General features: G+C 55.1%; 12 protein-coding genes and 4 pseudogenes. 4 read left to right on the top strand and 12 right to left on the bottom strand.

Features of this window, described 5'->3' with window-relative positions:
* Positions 1-64 precede the first annotated feature (64 nt).
* From DSM107133_RS20640 to DSM107133_RS20620, 5 genes are all read right to left on the bottom strand, one after another.
* A complete protein-coding gene (locus DSM107133_RS20640; RefSeq protein WP_114294488.1) occupies positions 65-2,239 on the bottom strand; it encodes a DEAD/DEAH box helicase in 2,175 nt (724 codons plus the stop codon).
* Positions 2,240-2,248: 9 nt separating this feature from the next.
* Positions 2,249-3,556, bottom strand: a complete 1,308-nt coding sequence (locus tag DSM107133_RS20635; protein ID WP_114294487.1) for an ATP-binding protein — start codon at positions 3,554-3,556, stop codon at positions 2,249-2,251.
* Positions 3,549-6,068, bottom strand: coding sequence for a TerB N-terminal domain-containing protein (locus DSM107133_RS20630; protein WP_114294486.1), 2,520 nt, complete (start codon positions 6,066-6,068; stop codon positions 3,549-3,551). Before DSM107133_RS20630 ends, DSM107133_RS20635 begins: the two co-directional genes overlap by 8 nt.
* A 164-nt stretch (positions 6,069-6,232) precedes the next feature.
* Positions 6,233-7,519: an ATP-binding protein gene (locus DSM107133_RS20625; RefSeq protein WP_114294485.1), complete on the bottom strand. Its 1,287-nt coding sequence runs from the start codon at positions 7,517-7,519 to the stop codon at positions 6,233-6,235.
* Between the two features lie 164 nt (positions 7,520-7,683).
* Entirely contained in the window at positions 7,684-8,196 is a 513-nt protein-coding gene (locus DSM107133_RS20620; protein ID WP_114294566.1) for an SMC-Scp complex subunit ScpB, read from the bottom strand.
* Between the two features lie 89 nt (positions 8,197-8,285).
* On the opposite strand from DSM107133_RS20620, the gene DSM107133_RS20615 reads away from it, so the two are divergent.
* The 3 genes from DSM107133_RS20615 (at position 8,286) to DSM107133_RS20605 (ending at position 11,517) form a co-directional block, all read left to right on the top strand.
* Positions 8,286-9,002, top strand: coding sequence for an IS6 family transposase (locus tag DSM107133_RS20615; protein WP_114294484.1), 717 nt, complete (start codon positions 8,286-8,288; stop codon positions 9,000-9,002).
* Positions 9,003-9,281: 279 nt separating this feature from the next.
* Complete coding sequence (locus tag DSM107133_RS20610) at positions 9,282-10,808, top strand: sensor histidine kinase (protein ID WP_162792086.1); 1,527 nt, start codon at positions 9,282-9,284, stop codon at positions 10,806-10,808.
* The gene (locus tag DSM107133_RS20605; RefSeq protein ID WP_162792085.1) at positions 10,789-11,517 is read left to right on the top strand and encodes a response regulator transcription factor; all 729 of its coding nucleotides are present in this window, start codon (positions 10,789-10,791) and stop codon (positions 11,515-11,517) included. Before DSM107133_RS20610 ends, DSM107133_RS20605 begins: the two co-directional genes overlap by 20 nt.
* Positions 11,518-11,661: 144 nt before the next feature.
* Here DSM107133_RS20605 and DSM107133_RS20600 read toward each other — a convergent pair.
* The 5 genes and pseudogenes from DSM107133_RS20600 to DSM107133_RS20580 form a co-directional block, all read right to left on the bottom strand.
* Positions 11,662-11,878, bottom strand: a pseudogene (locus DSM107133_RS20600) (IS6 family transposase); the annotation flags it as partial.
* Positions 11,879-12,018: 140 nt separating this feature from the next.
* The gene (locus DSM107133_RS20595) at positions 12,019-12,954 is read right to left on the bottom strand and encodes a TniQ family protein (RefSeq protein WP_279294881.1); all 936 of its coding nucleotides are present in this window, start codon (positions 12,952-12,954) and stop codon (positions 12,019-12,021) included.
* On the bottom strand, positions 12,951-13,217 hold the full coding sequence (locus DSM107133_RS20590; RefSeq protein ID WP_240310676.1) for a hypothetical protein: 267 nt from the start codon (positions 13,215-13,217) through the stop codon (positions 12,951-12,953). Before DSM107133_RS20590 ends, DSM107133_RS20595 begins: the two co-directional genes overlap by 4 nt.
* A 48-nt stretch (positions 13,218-13,265) precedes the next feature.
* Entirely contained in the window at positions 13,266-13,691 is a 426-nt protein-coding gene (locus tag DSM107133_RS20585) for a TniB family NTP-binding protein (protein ID WP_279294880.1), read from the bottom strand.
* 94 nt (positions 13,692-13,785) lie between these two features.
* Positions 13,786-15,414, bottom strand: coding sequence for a Mu transposase C-terminal domain-containing protein (locus tag DSM107133_RS20580; RefSeq protein WP_243253618.1), 1,629 nt, complete (start codon positions 15,412-15,414; stop codon positions 13,786-13,788).
* A 167-nt stretch (positions 15,415-15,581) separates the two neighbouring features.
* Here DSM107133_RS20580 and DSM107133_RS20575 point away from each other — a divergent pair.
* Positions 15,582-16,010: pseudogene (locus DSM107133_RS20575) on the top strand (IS630 family transposase); the annotation flags it as partial.
* A gap of 12 nt (positions 16,011-16,022) precedes the next feature.
* On the opposite strand, the pseudogene DSM107133_RS20570 reads toward DSM107133_RS20575, so the two are convergent.
* Together DSM107133_RS20570 and DSM107133_RS20565 are read right to left on the bottom strand one after the other, a co-directional pair.
* Positions 16,023-16,144: pseudogene (locus tag DSM107133_RS20570) on the bottom strand (IS481 family transposase); the annotation flags it as partial.
* 199 nt (positions 16,145-16,343) lie between these two features.
* Positions 16,344-16,529, bottom strand: a pseudogene (locus tag DSM107133_RS20565) (DDE-type integrase/transposase/recombinase); the annotation flags it as partial.
* Positions 16,530-16,774 lie beyond the last annotated feature (245 nt).

The following is a 16,774-nucleotide window of genomic DNA, read 5'->3' as shown; positions in this document are numbered from 1 at the left end:
ACCCCCATAAAGCCGCGCATGATGGACCTCCGTGCAAATTGTTGCGAAAGATTCACTTTCTGCCTTACTGCTTTGAAGCAAGGTTCGCGACAACACTTGCAAGGTTCTGGGGTTCAAGCCTAGATGAAATCGCATCCAGCTCCAACAACGCGCGCGTCAGATACGGATGGAATTTCTCCGTCAGTAGGTTGCCGGCCCCAGCAAAAAGATCAACGTCTTCGCCGTCCCCAATCCTCTTGAGAACCTCGGTTAGTGGCGGGGTTTCGTCCCCCGCTTCCACTTGAAGGAAGCCATCATATTGTTCGACAGAAAACCTAAACCCTCTCAGCGCAAGCGCCAAGGTTGTCGTTTTCATTGTCCCTACTCGTGTTGCGATGATTGAGGTCTCTTCGCCCAAATTGATTAGGCGCGCATTAGTGAACCCCATCTGCGCATAGTTCAGCCGCGCCTCCTCAAGCATTCCGAGCGCATTCGCGTCCATGTAGAGGGGCTTGGTATCGCCCTCCAACACATCGAACATGCGCGCGATTACCTTGTCATGGATCTCGCCCGGGTCCCCACCAAACACAGGCGGCACACCTGCTTTGGCAGGTTTGACCATAATAACCTTTTCCCGGTCATGGATTTCCTGAACCAACCAGCGGCGCCCTGAAAAGATCAGCATCATCCCGGGTGAGAGGATGTTGTCGATTGGCAATGTCCCAAGTTCCCGCCCGTTTGAAACCAGCCTGTATTCTTCGGGCGTCTTGAACACCGCGTAAAAGCTATAGTGCTCGACTAGCCGCTCTCCGTTTTGGCCCAAGAGTAGCAAACCACCGTCCGTTTGCTCTATCAAGCCTGTTTCAGGATGACCGAGTGCGCGCAGCACATCAGTGAACATTGCTTTGGTGACTTGCCGAAACGGGCCTTCGCGACACAGCACGCTGTATAGAATATTGGCTGGTGCCCCTCCCCTCTGCGCGATTACGGATAGGATCTGATGCACAAGTGTCGACAGATGCAGTGCTTGCGGCTTCGGTGGTTCACACCAGCCCTCCAACAACAGATCAATCATCGCGATAGACCGGATCAACCCCAGCCTCAGACGATCCACAAAGCTACTACCCGAGGTGAGCCTCGTTTCTACCGCGTATTGTCGCAGGATCGCTGGCTGGCCCTCCCTACGTCCTGAACGTCCCAATCGTTGTCGTAGGGCTGCGACAGTGAAGGGTGCGCCAATTTGGGCGACACAGGTCACATCGCCGATGTCGATGCCAAGCTCCAGTGTGGACGTGCAGACAGCCGTGGTAGGTTTGCTGCTGTCTTTCAGGCGCCGTTCAACAAAATCACGGTGATCGCGTGAAAGGCTGGCATGGTGCGGGTAAAACTCTTGGGGAAGATGCTCTTGTTCGCATAAATTGCGCAGTCGGTCTGCGTAAATTTCAACACGTTGACGGGCACCGGCAAACACAAGATTGTCACTTCCCCGGAGATGCTCGAATAAGTGCGCTGCGACAGCGTCTGTGGCAGATGGGGTGTTGTCGTCTTCTCCACCGGAAAGATATCCACGCAGCTGAAGTTTCAGTTCCGCTTCTCCGCCCTCTGCTTCGATCAAAGTGACGTGTTCCGCATTGTCGGGCCGCAGATAAGCGCGGGCGAGATCCATATCCCCAAGCGTCGCAGATAGTCCAATGCGGCGGATGGGCCTTTTGATTGCCAACTCAAGACGTGTCAGCAGGGACCGCAATTGCACCCCGCGCTCACTATCGAGCACAGTGTGCAACTCATCGATCACCACAGCTCGGGTTGCACCGAACAGGCGCGCGATTTCCAGGCCCCGACGGACGAACAATGCCTCTAGCGATTCTGGCGTGATGAGCAAGATCCCTTTGGGATTTTTCATCGCGCGGGTTTTGACTGATTGCGACACATCGCCGTGCCACGGCACCACTGGAAGCTCCGCCTCTTGGCAGATGCCTTCCAGCCGCCCCGCCTGATCGGTGATCAGCGCCTTGAGTGGTCCGATGTAGAGCACATCGAAACCGCCACCCTCTGCCGGTGCATCCAGCACCTGAGAGATCAATGGAAAAAATGCAGCCTCTGTTTTACCACCGGCAGTCGATGCCGCGACGACGAGATCGTTGTCACTTTCGCAAATAGTCCGAATTGCGCGCGCCTGAATATCGCGCAGTTCACGCCACCCCTGCTGTCTGATCCATTTCTGGACAGGGCGGGCAAGTTGGTCAAAAGCGCTGCTCATCCTCGAGGCTCAGAGCTTGAAGCTGATCAGATCGTCGTCACCACTCGGTTGAGCGCCAGTCGTTTCCTCTACGTCGCTCATATCCTCGCCAAGGTCTTCCGAAACGTCAATCTTTTCGATTAGATCACTCCACTCTACGCTTGGGTTTTGCTCCAACACCGACAACAGATTCACAAAGGCCGTCACCGTGTTGCGCGGGGTCCTGAAATAGGCCTCTCCAATCCGATCTGAGCAATGGTTCATAAAGGCTTCCAGCGCTGTATCCGGCAAGGCAGTTTCATCGTCCTGCATCACGCGTCTGACATTGGCCAACAGAACAAACAGATCTTCCGGCGTCAGGCTTGCCAGCCGCACAACCGGCCCCGACAAATCAACAAGGCCATCTCGAGCGAAGGTGTTTTCTGCCAACCGCGATTGCAGGGCTTCGTAACTATAAAGCCCACGGCGCGTGTTCATCAAAAACTCTGGCGTGCCTCCCATGAGAAACCCAAGGTTCTCGGCACTGCCCTGAAGTACGTCATTCAAAATACGCAGGATTTGTTCGTAGTTTGCGTTGCGTGCCTGGGACGATGTCAGCTTGAACAGGTTCACCATTTCATCGAGGCCGACAAGCAGCCCTTTGTAACCGGCCTCGCACACAAAAGCAGACATCAGCTTGAGATGATCGTAAACGCTCGCATCATCAACGATAGTGCGCACGCCAAGGGCTTTGCGCGCATCTGTGCGTGTTGCGAATTCTCCCCGCAGCCAACGAAGTGCTGCCGACTTAAGTTCGTCATCCCCGTTCTCATGGCCTTCCCAATACCGGCGAATGACCTCTGCAAATTCAAAACCGCCAGTGAGTTCTTCAAAATGGCCCAAGCGCTCGCGAATGATGGTGCCCGTAGGCACATCTTTTTCCTCGGCATCTCGGTGCGCTTGGCTGACAAACCGCTCAACCACACTGGCCAAAGCTCCACCATCCGGCTTTGTGCGCGTTGACAGGTTGCGCGCCATTTCTGCGTAGAGGCCGCGCGCTTGCCCACCTGTCGCGTGAAGGCGCCTATCAGGGGCAAGATCAGCGAACATCACCACCAGCCCTTTTTCCAAAGCCACCAAACGGATCAGGTTCATAAAGAAGGTTTTGCCAGATCCATACTCCCCGATAACAAAACGGATAGCAGCGCCGCCGTCCGCGATGCGTTCCATGTCTTTCACAAGTTCTTCGATCTCGCGAACGCGTCCTACCTGAACATGACGCAGGCCCAGTTTCGGCACGACTCCTGCGCGTAAAGCCTGAACAATTGCATCGCGCTCACGTGGCTTCAATTTAGACATGACGCCCCTCCCCTTCTAATTTTTGTTTAACCGCATCCGCAATTTCCGGAGACACGTCATATCCATCATACTCTTCCAGCAAGGCTTCATCATGAGCCTCAAAGGCCCACTCGTTTATGGCCTCCAATGCACCTGACGGCATCAATCCATGTTTTCCGCAAAGTTGCTCGAACGCGTCTTCGGTCCAGTTCTCTTGAGCCACCAAATCCAACAGCAAAGCGCCATGTTTTGCATCTAGCCCAGTAAATAGCGTTGCAACTTTGGAGTCTCCGCCCTCTTCTGCTTCTTCCTCAGCCTCAAATATCTGCCCTAGGACAGAAGACACCCGCGCCGTATCTGATCTGATGGCCGCGATCCGCGATGCATCCAGAACAGGCCCAACTGCCTTTTGTAGTTCAGGAATGGCCTCTCCAAAATTGCCCGGCTGAGCCGCGCGAACAGTACGTGGCGCGTCTGCAATTTCTCCGGCGTGAAGGTCGGAATAGGCGAGTGACGGATCAAGACCCAATGCCTTGTACACTTTCTCAATGCTGGCGACCTCTTCGGATAGGATAACGCCATCGGCGTGTGCCGCCCCAACCAAGGCCGCACGCATCGCAGCTTGGTCTTCCACACCAACATCTTTGAGTTTACGGCGTAGCAGCGTCATGTCAGGCGGCACGGCAAGGAACCATACCATATTTGCCTGAAGCCGGTGCCGCTCCTGCTCACTCAGCCCTTCGACAGATGCAACTTGAGCCTCCAATGCTTTGCGTTCAGCATCGGCGATACGCCCGTCAGCATGGGCAACAAACGAGGCAAGAGCCAACTCCATCAGCGCGGTCTGATAGCTTTCCGAAACATCTTCCAGCTTTTCGATCTGTTCGCCGAGATCAAACAAAACCACAGGCTCTTCCGGTTTTGGTGAACGCAGTGCAAAGCGCGGATCAGGTGCCAGCCCAAATCCAAGCCGCGCCAAAGCATCTGCCGCCCCTGTTAGCTGTCGCTTGCCAATCTTCGTGCTGCGCTGTCCTTCTAGCTTTTCGATCACGTCGGCCAGCGGAATAAGTCCTCCGCGCTGCATGATCCCACTCGCCCACTCTTTCAGCGCTTCCATTTCTGTCGATGGGAAAAGGGTCCACAAATCTAGTGGCAAGAGGGCGTGCGCCTCGATGCTTCCCCTGCCCTCGGGGTTTCGACCAAGATAGCGGCTCAACTTATCAAGATCGTCTATCGCTTCATCCGCGACTTCCTGTGCAATCTCGACCGGCTTTCGCAATCCGGAGATATCAGGAACGGGTTTGCCGTTCGCCATGGGGCTAAGCGTTCCCTCAAACTCGCTTGAGGCTGCGCGATACGTTGCTTTGAGGTGTTTGCGTGGCTTGGTAACTTTCAGCCCATCAGGAAAACGTTTGTCAAACCTGATTTTGAACAAAGCATGGAATTCTTCGCGGCAGCGCGTAGCGGGCGTGCGCAAATGGCTTTCTGGATGGCAAATCAACCAACTCAATATCCAATCCGCGCTGAGGGTCTGGCCATGGGCAATACGTGCCCCAATGACATACCGAAGTACAAAAGGCAGTTCCCATCCGCTATGCTCAAAAATCGGTTCCAACGCTTCAAACTCGGCTTCTTTGAGCGTTACAATATCAAGAAACTCGCCAAGGTATCTTTTGACCGAATGGTTCTCAGGATAAATGGAAATAAGCCTACGAACTTCGGCAGCGATGTCCTTTGCATCTGCATCGGATTGATCGATAAAAAGCCGCCGCTCCAGCCCGTAGAAGTACAAGAACATGTAGCCCGGATCATAGGATGGGTCAGAACGGCCACTTGCCAACCATTCAAGATAGGTCGCCCTGCTTCGCGCTGAAATATCAGAGTATCCGGGCCAGTACGACATGCCCTCCCCTGCCCTGTCGTCCCCTGTCCTTGCGACAGAAAGTGACGGGTCAATGTAGGCCCTGCATTTGTCACGATAGCCGTGATGATTGAGCAAAGGCGTCGTGCCGACATAAACCATTCCACCAATATCTCGCCCAGCAACGGTCGTTGTCTCTGTTGCAGGAATCCAGCCACTTTTACGAGAATTCGTTTGCGGCTTGTGTGCTGTTGGCCGCGCGTTCTCGTACCGCTTGGCTATTGCGGATAGCGCTGGTGCCGCAGTCTGGCCAGCACGCACAATTTCAGCGTAATTCTGTTTTGGTGGTTTGGGCGGCAGTGACGGAACGGCGGCTTGCTTCTCAGAACTCACCGGAGGTTTGCGGACGTTTTTTTCATCTGAAAGACGCGGCGCGGTGCTGGATGAATCGTCACGCAGCTTTTTTTCTTCAACCGTATCCAACCTGCTGAGCGCTTTGCGTGCTCTTCTGCGCTCTTGCCACCAGACCAAAAAGATCGGTACCCCAAACGCAAAAAGAATCTGTCCGCCAACAGGCCAGCCTTGCAACGCGAAGGTTACGACGACCATGCACATCAAAAAATAAAGCGCGTAGAAAAAGGTAACTCGAAATAACTTTAGAATTGATGACATTAACAAAGCCCTCTTACGAATTACATTAGGTTGAAGGATATTTGATGCAAACACTATCGCTTAAGTAGAAGCGCAAATCTCTGCGATTTTCAATAAATACGCTCTCGGTCCGCGTCACGATGAGCGCAGACCAAGGCAGGTCCAAGGAGGCTTGATGCAAAGGCTTAAACATTGATGTCACTCCACAGGGCGCTCACGGGGAGTGCAAAATTTCTATCACCAAAGGTGAGTTTTTCCTGACCCAAATAGAACACGATGCCGGTACATGCCCGACTACGACCGGGTCCGTCTTTTGAGAACCATTTGAGGTGTTTGAAGTCATCACCGCTGACCGATGCAGAGGCTTTGACCTCGACACAGACCAGATGGCTGCCGCCGTCGATCAGGATGTCGATCTCCCGCTGGTCTGCACTGCGCCAGTGATAGAGCCGGTAGTCAGCGGCCTGCATTGGGATGGCACGCTGGATCTCGTTCAAAACGAAGCTCTCAAGCAGACCGCCGAGGGCTTGCGGATTATTGTCGATGGTGAAGGTATCTTCAGTGAAACGGCGCAAGGCACAGGCTATGCCTGAATCTACGAAGTGGTATTTTGGGTTCTTGATTTCCCGCTTGCCCTCGCCCGATGTCCAGGCACCCAGCTTGGTGAACATCGATAAGCGTATCAGGATATCCAAATATTGTTCGACTGTAACGCGTTGCAGCTTGGTCAGTTTGGCAAGTTCGGACGCATTGATTTCTTGAGCCGAGCGCGCCGCCATCTGGTCTATCAGGATACGCAGGGCATCTGGCTTTCGGACCGGCGTAATATCTGCCACATCACGCTCAACCACCGCGTCGATATAGTCGCGATACTGTCTCTGACGGGATCTGATTGGCAGCGTTCTGGTTTCGGGAAACCCACCTTCCAGAATGAGATCAATGTAATCACTGCGGCTGATTGGCTCTGGATCGGCCACTTGTCGTAGCTTCGGGTCGTTTTGCATCGCCCAATCCATTAGGTGGCTGACAGGTGCTCTTTTGACTTCCGCAACTGACAAGGGCCAGAGCTTAAGTGTGCGCATCCTGCCTGCAAGCGAGTCAGCTACGTCAGTGGTCGTAAATACGTTGGAGGATCCGGTAAGTACAAATTGCCCTTTGCGCCGATTGATATCGACCACCCTCTTAATTGCCAGAGCCAGCTTTTTAGACCGCTGGGCCTCATCAATGATAAGCGGTGCGTGGTCTAGGTCTTCCATCAGACTGGTGAGCTGCCCTTCTGGGTCTGCTTCAATGGCGGCCAGGACGGCAGCGTCATCTAAAGTGATAAAACGGCCATTGCCAAACAAATCTCGTACAAGTGTCGTCTTGCCAACCTGCCTTGGGCCAATGAGGTTAACCACACGCGCTGATGCGATTGCGTCTTCAAGCTCTGGAATGAGATGTCTTGGCAGATAGTCTTCTGTATCACTCATGGACCGGTGCTTCCCTTTCGAGCTTTGCAGAACGCATCCCGTATGAGAGGTCTGCTTCCCTACCACTGGTTGCCTATTAGAGAGCCCACCATTTGTCTACTAGAAGCTCCACCATTTGCCTATTAGATATCTCCCCATTTGCACACTACATGGACTACTGTGTGTCAACTTGCTAAGCCAGCATCCTGTAGTTCTTCGCGATCGGGCAAGTCCCGCAGGCTCTCCCTCCCGAACACCATGAGGAACTTCTGCGTGGTCACATATGTATACGGTGCCCCTGCCCGAGGACTGCGCGGTCCAGTGGTAATCAACTCTTGCGCTCGCAGCCGCCCGATCAGATCACGGCTGATGTCTTTGCCAAAAATATCTTTCAACCCATCACGGGTCAGCGGCTGGTGATAGGCAATCGAAGCGAGCACAGCAACTTCGAATTCGTTCAGGTCCAACAGTTGCTCGTTCACATCCGCCGCCGTTCGGATCGCATCGGCAAATCGCACCTGCGTCCGCATCAGCCAGCCATCTGCAACGGCGACCAGCTCATAGGGACGACCGGCTAGTTCCGATTGGATATCCTCGATCAACAAATCAACCGACGCCCCCTGCCCGACCACCCTTGCCAGATCCACCCGCGGCACTGGCGAAGCGCTCGCAAAAATCACCGCTTCAATCCGGCCCATCCATTCGCGCCAGCGCAGCGCTGGCGGCAGGTCTTCCAATGGCACCGTAAACTTAATGCACCGGCTCTGTTGATATGCGAAGGGAAGGCATGACCAAATCTAGCCCTTCTTCGCTCTATCACCGCCATCGTTTCCCGTCAGATGTGATCGCTCATGCGGTTTGGCTGTATTTCAAATTTCCACTCAGTTTGCGCATGGTCGAAGACCTGCTGGCCGAGCGCGGCATAATCGTTTCGCATCAGACAATACGGACGTGGGCTGAGAAATTTGGCTGTCAATATGCCGCCAACATCCGCCGCAGGTCGGCGGGCCAGTTCGATGGCAAGTGGCATCTCGATGAGGTTGTGATCACAATGCGCGGCAAGAAGCACTGGCTGTGGCGCGCTGTCGATCAGAACGGTTTTGTTTTGGATGTTTTGGTGCAAAGCCGCCGCAATACGACCGCAGCCAAGCGCCTGATGCGCAAACTTCTGAAGCGGCATGGATCAGCGCCGCGTGTCATGATCACCGATAAATTGCGGTCATACGGGGCGGCAAAACGAGAGGTCATGCCCGGTGTCGAACACCGATCACACAAGGGCTTGAACAATAGAGCCGAGAACTCCCATCAGCCAACGCGGCAGCGAGAGAGGGCGATGAAGCGATTCAAATCCCCGAGGCAGTTGCAACGATTTCTTTCCATCCATGATCCGATTGCCAACTTGTTCCAGCTTCCTCGCGACAAAATGACATCCACCCGTTTCCGGGAAATGAGATCACTTGCGACGCAAACTTGGCGCGAAATCGCACAGGTTAGAGCAGTATAGCTTCTGAGTGCGGAAAACTCATTGACCCAGTTAAGTTAAGTTTACGGTGCCCAAAAACACTTTCTATGGCTCGAACCCGCGATCCTCGACCGTGTTAGTGTTTTTATAGCAAGGAACAGTCACCCCAAGGGTCCAGAGGATTTTGACAGGTTCACGTTGGGGGCCGCTCTCCCGTTCGATACACGCACTCTTCCGTCGCCACGTTTTCTAGTTCCCCTCGAATCTTTTGAAGGGCAACGCCTTGTTCTGATCCGTATAGAAAGCCGCCTCAGGCTTTCTTTGCGCGGTTCGGTCGAAACGACACAAAGCTTGCTTCAATCCGCGCTTTCGAACTGGATTTTGATTGGAGGCTATCTTGGTATTTGCCTGATAGTTGCGGCCACGAACTTTGCCTTCTGGCTTTGGCTGCGCGAAACCTATTATCTGTATTACGCTGTTTTCGCCGGGACTGTCGCGGCCATGGCGCTTTGGCGCACCGGGCTAATGTCTGCGCTACTCCCGGATATCTACTATCAGTTCCACATACAGATCTTTGGCCTTGCACATGGAACATCCTTGCTTGCCGGATTTGCCTTTGCCGCCAGTTTCCTGCCCTTCCGGGAACATTCCCCGCTCGCATGGCGCCTGACACAGGCGCTTTCGGCCTGCGGGCTACTCGTCATTTTGATTGCATTTCTCGATCTGTGGGCAGAGCTGTTCCTATACGTCGAGATACTGTGTATCGCGTTGGCAATTATACCGATCATTGCGGCCATACGCATGGCGATCCGGGGGGTCAATCGCACAAGAATATACCTGTTGTCATTTACCCCATATAATCTCGCGATCTTCGTCATTCTGGCGCGAAACAGCGATATTGCCCACTCTGGCCCTGTAATCGACCACGCCCTTGAGATAGGGAGCATACTGCACCTTCTATTCATGACGATTGCTCTTGGCAGCCGCATCAACAAGGCTGAAACTGATCGGCGTAAAGCTGAGCATGAATCGCTCAGGGCTGCCCGATCGGCTGAACAACGCGCCACAGAAATTGTCAGAACTCGCACGCAAGAGCTTACGCAAGCCAAGGCAGAGCTGGAGGAGGCGCTTGAAACCGAGCGGCGCGTATCACGCGAACAGTTGCAGTTCATCGACACCGTTTCGCATGAATATCGTACTCCTGTCGCTATTCTGCGAACCAATCTCAATTTGTTGCAGATTGCACAGGCCAAAAAAGCGCCAGTACCCGCTCCACCTCTTGCGCGCATGCATGACGCGATCCTGCGCTTGACGGAAATTGTTGAAGTCAGCTTGCGCAGTGATCGTATTACCGACGAAAAACTGGAGCTTTCCGCGACCATGCTTGCGCTTGGTCAACTCGTCGAGGAGGCCATCCAACTTGCAAATGGGGTTTATCCGGAACGTACGATCACGGTTGCCGCACATCCTGACGCTGTAGCACACACTGTTTGGGGCGACCCGCCGCTTTTGAAAACTGCCTTGGTCAACATCATCGAGAACGCGCTCAAATATTCAGCCGCCGAAAGCGTAGTGACACTTGACCTGTCCGTGAATGGGAATGATCAGATCACAATAAGCGTTGCAGACGAAGGCATCGGGATTTCTGATGCGGCCTTGCCATTTGTTTTTGACAAATATTACCGTGCGGCCAATGCCATGAACCAGACAGGTGCGGGTATCGGTCTGTATTTGGTGCGCTCGATCATTGTTGCACATGGCGGAAATATCTCGCTTGTCTCATCGTCGCGCGGTACCACTGCAACAATCACCCTTCCTATTTGTCGCCATGGCGACGGAGAAGCTTAATCCAATGCCCAGTCTAAATGTCATTCTCGTTGAAGATAACACAGCCCTTCGCGAAAGTCTGATGGATTGCTTTGCCGAATCTGGCATACGCGCGGTTGCCGCAGAAACGGCATTGCAGTTCTATCGCCTTCTGGCTAGCTCGCCCTGCGATATCGCAATTCTGGACATCGGCCTGCCTGACGAAGATGGCTTGTCTATCCTGCAGTTTCTGCGTCAGGAAAAACCGCATATCGGGGCCATTCTGATGACCGCACGCGGATCCCTTAATGATCGGATTGCCGGGTTGCAAACAGGTGCCGATATATTTCTTACCAAGCCGGTTGAATATGTAGAGCTTGAAGCAGCCCTTCGAAATCTGTCGCGGCGGTTGGGTGCGCAGGCCACGTCAGAGAACATACAGGCCACCGACGACGACTGGGTCTTTCACAAGAACAGTTTCAGGTTGATTGCCCCCAACAATGTTGCCGTTCCGCTTACCCATCAGGAATGTCGCCTAGTCAATGGGTTCGCCCAGGCCGAAGGGGCAACAGTTCCGCGCCATGAAGTACTTGCTGCGCTCGGCTATGCCCAGACAGATGCAGGGCAGCGCAGCCTGAATGCCACGCTTGTGCGTTTGCGGGCCAAAGTCGATAAGCTGACAGGCTTGGCGTTGCCTGTACAAACCATCAGAGGTTTGGGCTACGTGGTACGCAATTTGCAAAGTGAATAAGCCTCGTTGGGGTCGTGTTGCACGGATCGACTCCAATTCGGAACGCGCCCTACCCGAGACGGAACTCAGGCGGTGCGTTCGAAACGGCTCTGTTGCATCGTCAAGTTATCGGCTTTCGTCGCGACGAAAGCCCGGCACCGGGTCTCAAGCAGCCTTCAGCTCACGCGTGATATCGTCCCAGATCCAATGGGCGTCGGCTCGAGTCTGACGGTAGGCTGCGGCTGAAAGTGTATGGCGGCGCGGACGGAAGATGGTTTGGACCCGATCATGAACGGAAAGAAATCGCTGGGCTTGTAAACCTCCCCATAATCTTTTCTCGCCGTCGGGCGAGGCGATGTGACCCTTCGGATCGATTGTTAAGATGGGGTGGTTGCCGTCCAGGTGTTGTCACATTAACGGGCCTAAGTGTCACTGTACCCTATTTAATCAGATTCTGCGGATTCAGCGCATTTTGGGGCGTTTTTGTACCCTTAATTGCAATATTTCCACAGGCTGCTCGCTTCAGGTTTCGACCCCACTCGAGCGCGTCCAGATTGCATCGGCGCGCGCCAGAAGCGCTTGACGATTTGCATCGTGTCCGAGCTCTGAGATGGCCTGACGTGCTGCTCGCAAAGCGCTCTCGGATGCATTTGGGCGGCTCATTCCGTGTGTTTCCTGGCCGGTCGGATGCCCCGTTTCGCGCAGTCCCGTCAACCGTTGATCGAGGTCACGCGACAACCCACGGACCCGCTCGATCACCCTGCGATGCTGAGGAAAGACGCGGCGCAACTCCCGAACCACCTGGCCGTTTCCTCTCAGCATGATGGCGGCACCCAACAAGGGACGGGTCATGCCGACACCGACCGCGGCAAGCGCCATTAACCTTTCGCGCTCGTTCGTGGAGATGACGGACGCTGAGTTGCCGACGCCCAGAATCGATACAATAGACAGGGTCAAATCCATTCGGCGCAAACGCCTGAGATCGTTGCTCGCCACAGCCGTTTCCAAGACCTGCGCGCCACGTGCAGCGCGCGCAAGTAGCCGGTCTGATACGGCTTCGGCTAGATGTTTCGCCGCGAGGGATTGACCGCAGGTTTCGCAGGTCATCGACCACGCGAAGCGCCAATGACGAAGAGCGAGACCGGGCGTTTGCTCCGTGCACCCCGGACAATACTGGAAGTCATGCCGTGACACGTATCGTACGGCATGATGCACCGTATCAGGAAGGGTCATGGCGGCGATTTCATTCCGGGTCCGTTGAACTGCCGAGCAGAGACAGGCCCAGTCCATCTCTCCGGGATCGTTGATACGCTCCGGCACCCTGCCCTGCCCCAAACCAAGATAGCCGCAAAGTTCTTCAGCGGAGCAGTGATTGGCCTTCGCCAATCGCCCGATCCAGCTGGACAGAAGCTCATCGCGTGCAGGCGGCGGTCGAAACGGTAGCGATCTGACGGTCACCGGAATGCTGCGGCGGGTTGGCGAGGGATGTTCCAGGCATGCTTTGCCCAGACCGGCTGCCAGGACTGAACCGCTTCGTCGGTGATCCGCTCCTCACCCGTCTCGATCGCTTCTATGGCCAAAGACTTGATCATGATGAACACGCGAGAGGTGACGCCGCCCGTCACTTTCAGGATCGTTCGAAGCGACCCAACCGTCAGGCCAGACCGCTGCTCGAGTGCCATTGCGGCAATCAACGTCTGGATCAGACGGGAGAACTCCACGTCGTCCTCCCAGAGCGGCAGGTAGTGTTCGTCAAGCCGACGGGCCAGTTAGTCGTCACCGCGGACGGCCTCGAGGGCCTCGTTGACACCGAAAACGACAAGCGACGCGCACAGATCGTTGGACAGAAACCGTAGCATGTTCAGGAACCGTCGTTGCTCCCGGTAACTGCCGGCAAGCAGGTTATGCACTTCGTCGATCATCAGCATCTTCACGTCCATGTCCCGAAGATGGCTTAGCGCGCGCACCTCAAGCTCGGACACCGTGTGACGCCCCCACATCGGCGCCCCAATCGTCGCCAGGATGTGCTGATAGAAGCGTCTTTCGTCCGGTGCGGGCGGGGCCTGAACCAGCAGTATGGGTGCCTTCGTGGCGCCCAGTTGGGCGTTGTACTGCGTTGGATATTTGCTCGCCATGCGCTTGGCGATCATTGTCTTTCCGATGCCAGAGCTGCCATAAACCATCAACCCTGGCATCCGGCTTTACTGTGGCATTTCCATCAGGGATGTCAATCGGTTGAGAACGATGGTGGCACGGTCGAACGCGATCCAATGATCGCCGCGGATACGGTCAATTCTTTCTTCTGGGGTCATTAAACTCATCAATCTCATAGGTTGGCAGATCAGGGTTGCCTGTATCAATCGCGAACATTTCGCGCGATGGATCGCGGCGCGGTTGGTGCCGGGGCAGCCGAGCACCTCTTTCGTTTTCCAACCGGGCAGTCCTTGTCTTTTGGCGCGCCGCTTCGGCCAGCCGCCGTTGCGCGTCAATCAATTGGAATAGGACCCGCTCGTTGATCCGGCCACCATGTTTGTCATGCCATTCTTTCCGCGCCCGCCGACTTTCCCAAAGCGATATACGCGGGTGGCTGAGATCCCGGTACCGGGCCGAGATCACGCGGCCATCATCGGTGATGACCCAGACCTGCGACAAGTCTCGCGGATCGTATTTCACCTGTACCTTACCCTGCCCGCGTCCGACCAACGACGCGAAGGCATCACTCCAGTAATTGACCCCGAAAAGCGTGATCCCAGTGCGTCCGAGCTGGCGCCACTCGAATGGCAGGAAGCTTGTCCGAAAGGCTTCGACATCGACGACCTGCCGTCCCGCAGTATCCCCGCCCATGTCCGCCCATGCCGCAAGCGGCGTTCGTCCGAAAGCTTCGTGAACCGTATTGTGGTATCGGCAGATTTCCAGATGAAGCCAATCCTCAAACTCGGTCAGTGTCAGGGCCGCATGTTTTTCACTGTCATAGTCGCCCTTCTCGACGATTGAGGAATGCGTAGTCCCGGGCAGCACATGAACGGCACCCATGGTCGTTCCGATCAGCCGTTCGACATGACCGCCATAGTGTTTGCCGCCAAGCGGACGATACTCGACAGTAATACCCCAATCTTCGCAGGCCATTCTGAAGGCCTCGCTGTGGAACTCCTGCGCATTGTCGACGTGGATCGCCTTAGGAATGCCGGCCGTCGGCCAAATCACCTCTTCCAGTGTTCCAGGGACGTGCACCGATTTCCGGCGCACACAGTGATCGAGACACAGGGCGATCGACAAGACAGATGGCTCATCGAAAGTGACATGGACCCCGAGAACGATCCGGCTCGCGACATCGATGGCCACCGTCAGATAGGGGCGCGCAAGCGGCCGTCGATTGACGTGATCGACCAACGTGATGTCCGAAGTTGTATGATCGATCTGAACGACTTCCAGCGGGGCTGAAACTTCAAGTCGGCCAGGACGCGCGGCAAAGACCTTGTCAGCCGCGTCTGCTCCGCGCCGTTTCCGGAAGACCTCTCGCTGATCCATAGCGTCTAGACGTGCTTTGACCGTTCTCCGGGTCGGGGGCTGAAACCCCTTCGCCTCGCACTCGGCACGGATCTCGCGCCAGATGCGAAGAAAGCTCGAGCGCTCGCGGACCAGATAGTATCTTCGCAGGCTCTCATCGATGATGATTTCGACGTCTTCAGCAATCCGTTTCGATCCCGGTTTCGGCCCGCGACGGTCCAACTCCAACGCCGTGGCACGTGCATCGTTCTCTCTCAGACGCCGGTAGAGCGACCATGTGTGGCTTTTCGCCAAGCCCAGTTCCCAAGCGGCATCTCCGATAGCCGCGCTGATCGGCTCACCTCTCTTCTCAAGCTCCAGGATCGGCCGAAGAACCGCCGCACGGTGTTTCGCAAGACGCTCGTTTACCACGCAAATCCCCCTCCCCAATAGATCGACACTTATCCACAGCTCAGACTGTACGGCAATTAAAGGTACAGTATGTTAATTAAAGGTATAGTATGAAAATTAAGGGTACAACCCGCCATTGATTTCATGGGGCAATTTCAGGCACGATTCTGATTAATTAGGGAACAGTGACAGGTACGGTCATAGGCGATTGCATGCCGCGCCATCGTGCAGAAGAGTTCCTGAAATTCCTGCGACAGATCGACAAGGCTGTGCCCACGCGGCGCGATGTGCATCTGGTGCTCGACAACTACGCCACCCACAAGACGCCCGAGGTGAAGGCCTGGTTGGACAAGCACCCGCGCTTCAAGCTTCACTTCACGCCCACCAGCGCGTCTTGGCTGAACCTGGTCGAAAGGTTCTTCGCCGAGATCACGTCAAGGCGCATCCGGCGCGGCAGCTATTCCAGCGTCGATGATCTTGAGGCCGCGATCTACGACTATTTGGCGTACCACAACGAGAGCCCCAAGCCCTTCAAATGGACCAAAACCGCCGAGGATATTCTCACCCGGGAACGCCGCGCCTTGGATAAGCTCGATCAAATCCGAGGGAACCGGTAAGATACGTCAGACTCAGAGCACTAAGGTGTTCAGCTTCGGAATCTGGTGGGTTGGATTTAGGATGAATCTGTCTGGCTCAGATGTCCAAATATGCAGATGTATTCGTAGGGCGTGAAGCCACCGAGGATCTTGAGTCCCCGCGGTCGTTGAGGCGGCATTTCACGCGAGGAGTTTTCTCGCCAAAATCGGACCGCCGGATCAGTCAGGCTACCTCGAGTTCCTGCAATAGCAGGGAACTGCGTTGCATCCCATCGGCATAAGTCGGAACAGTATCGGGAGTGGATCTGTCGCAAAGTTTCTAGTTACTTGGAGAACGGCCTTCGCTGGACGCACCTATGCTGCGAGATCAGCAAACTTCTTGAATGGCGGGATGCCTTTTTGAGCAAGCTGGCCCTTACGGATCATGTGCGCCGTTTCAATCCCAGCTAGCGTTGCCGCAGCCGAATGGAACGCTTTGAAACCGAGCATTGGTCGGGTGATCCGCTTAATGAAACGGTGGTCTTGCTCAACGATGTTGTTATCCGGCATGAATGATCTCGGCACCCCAATCGGGGGTTTATAATACCTCGATGTGGGTTAGAGTTGACCCACCGGGATTGGGGTGTTGGGAGCACGAATGGCGGGCAGGCCGAAGTATCTCATGAGCTGAGAGCTCGAGTTGTTATCTGGCCGCCCCTTCGACTTGCCCGGTTGCGCTGCGAGCGCGGATCCGTAGTTGTCGTGTGGCCCGCTGGCTCCCTTGTTTTTGAACATTGAAAGGAGCC

Origin of the sequence: Pseudosulfitobacter sp. DSM 107133 (assembly GCF_022788695.1) — a bacterium.
In the GTDB taxonomy this organism is placed as follows: domain Bacteria; phylum Pseudomonadota; class Alphaproteobacteria; order Rhodobacterales; family Rhodobacteraceae; genus Pseudosulfitobacter.
The sequence above is the reverse complement of the archived record's forward strand: the minus strand, read 5'-3'. Positions and strand labels throughout refer to the sequence as shown.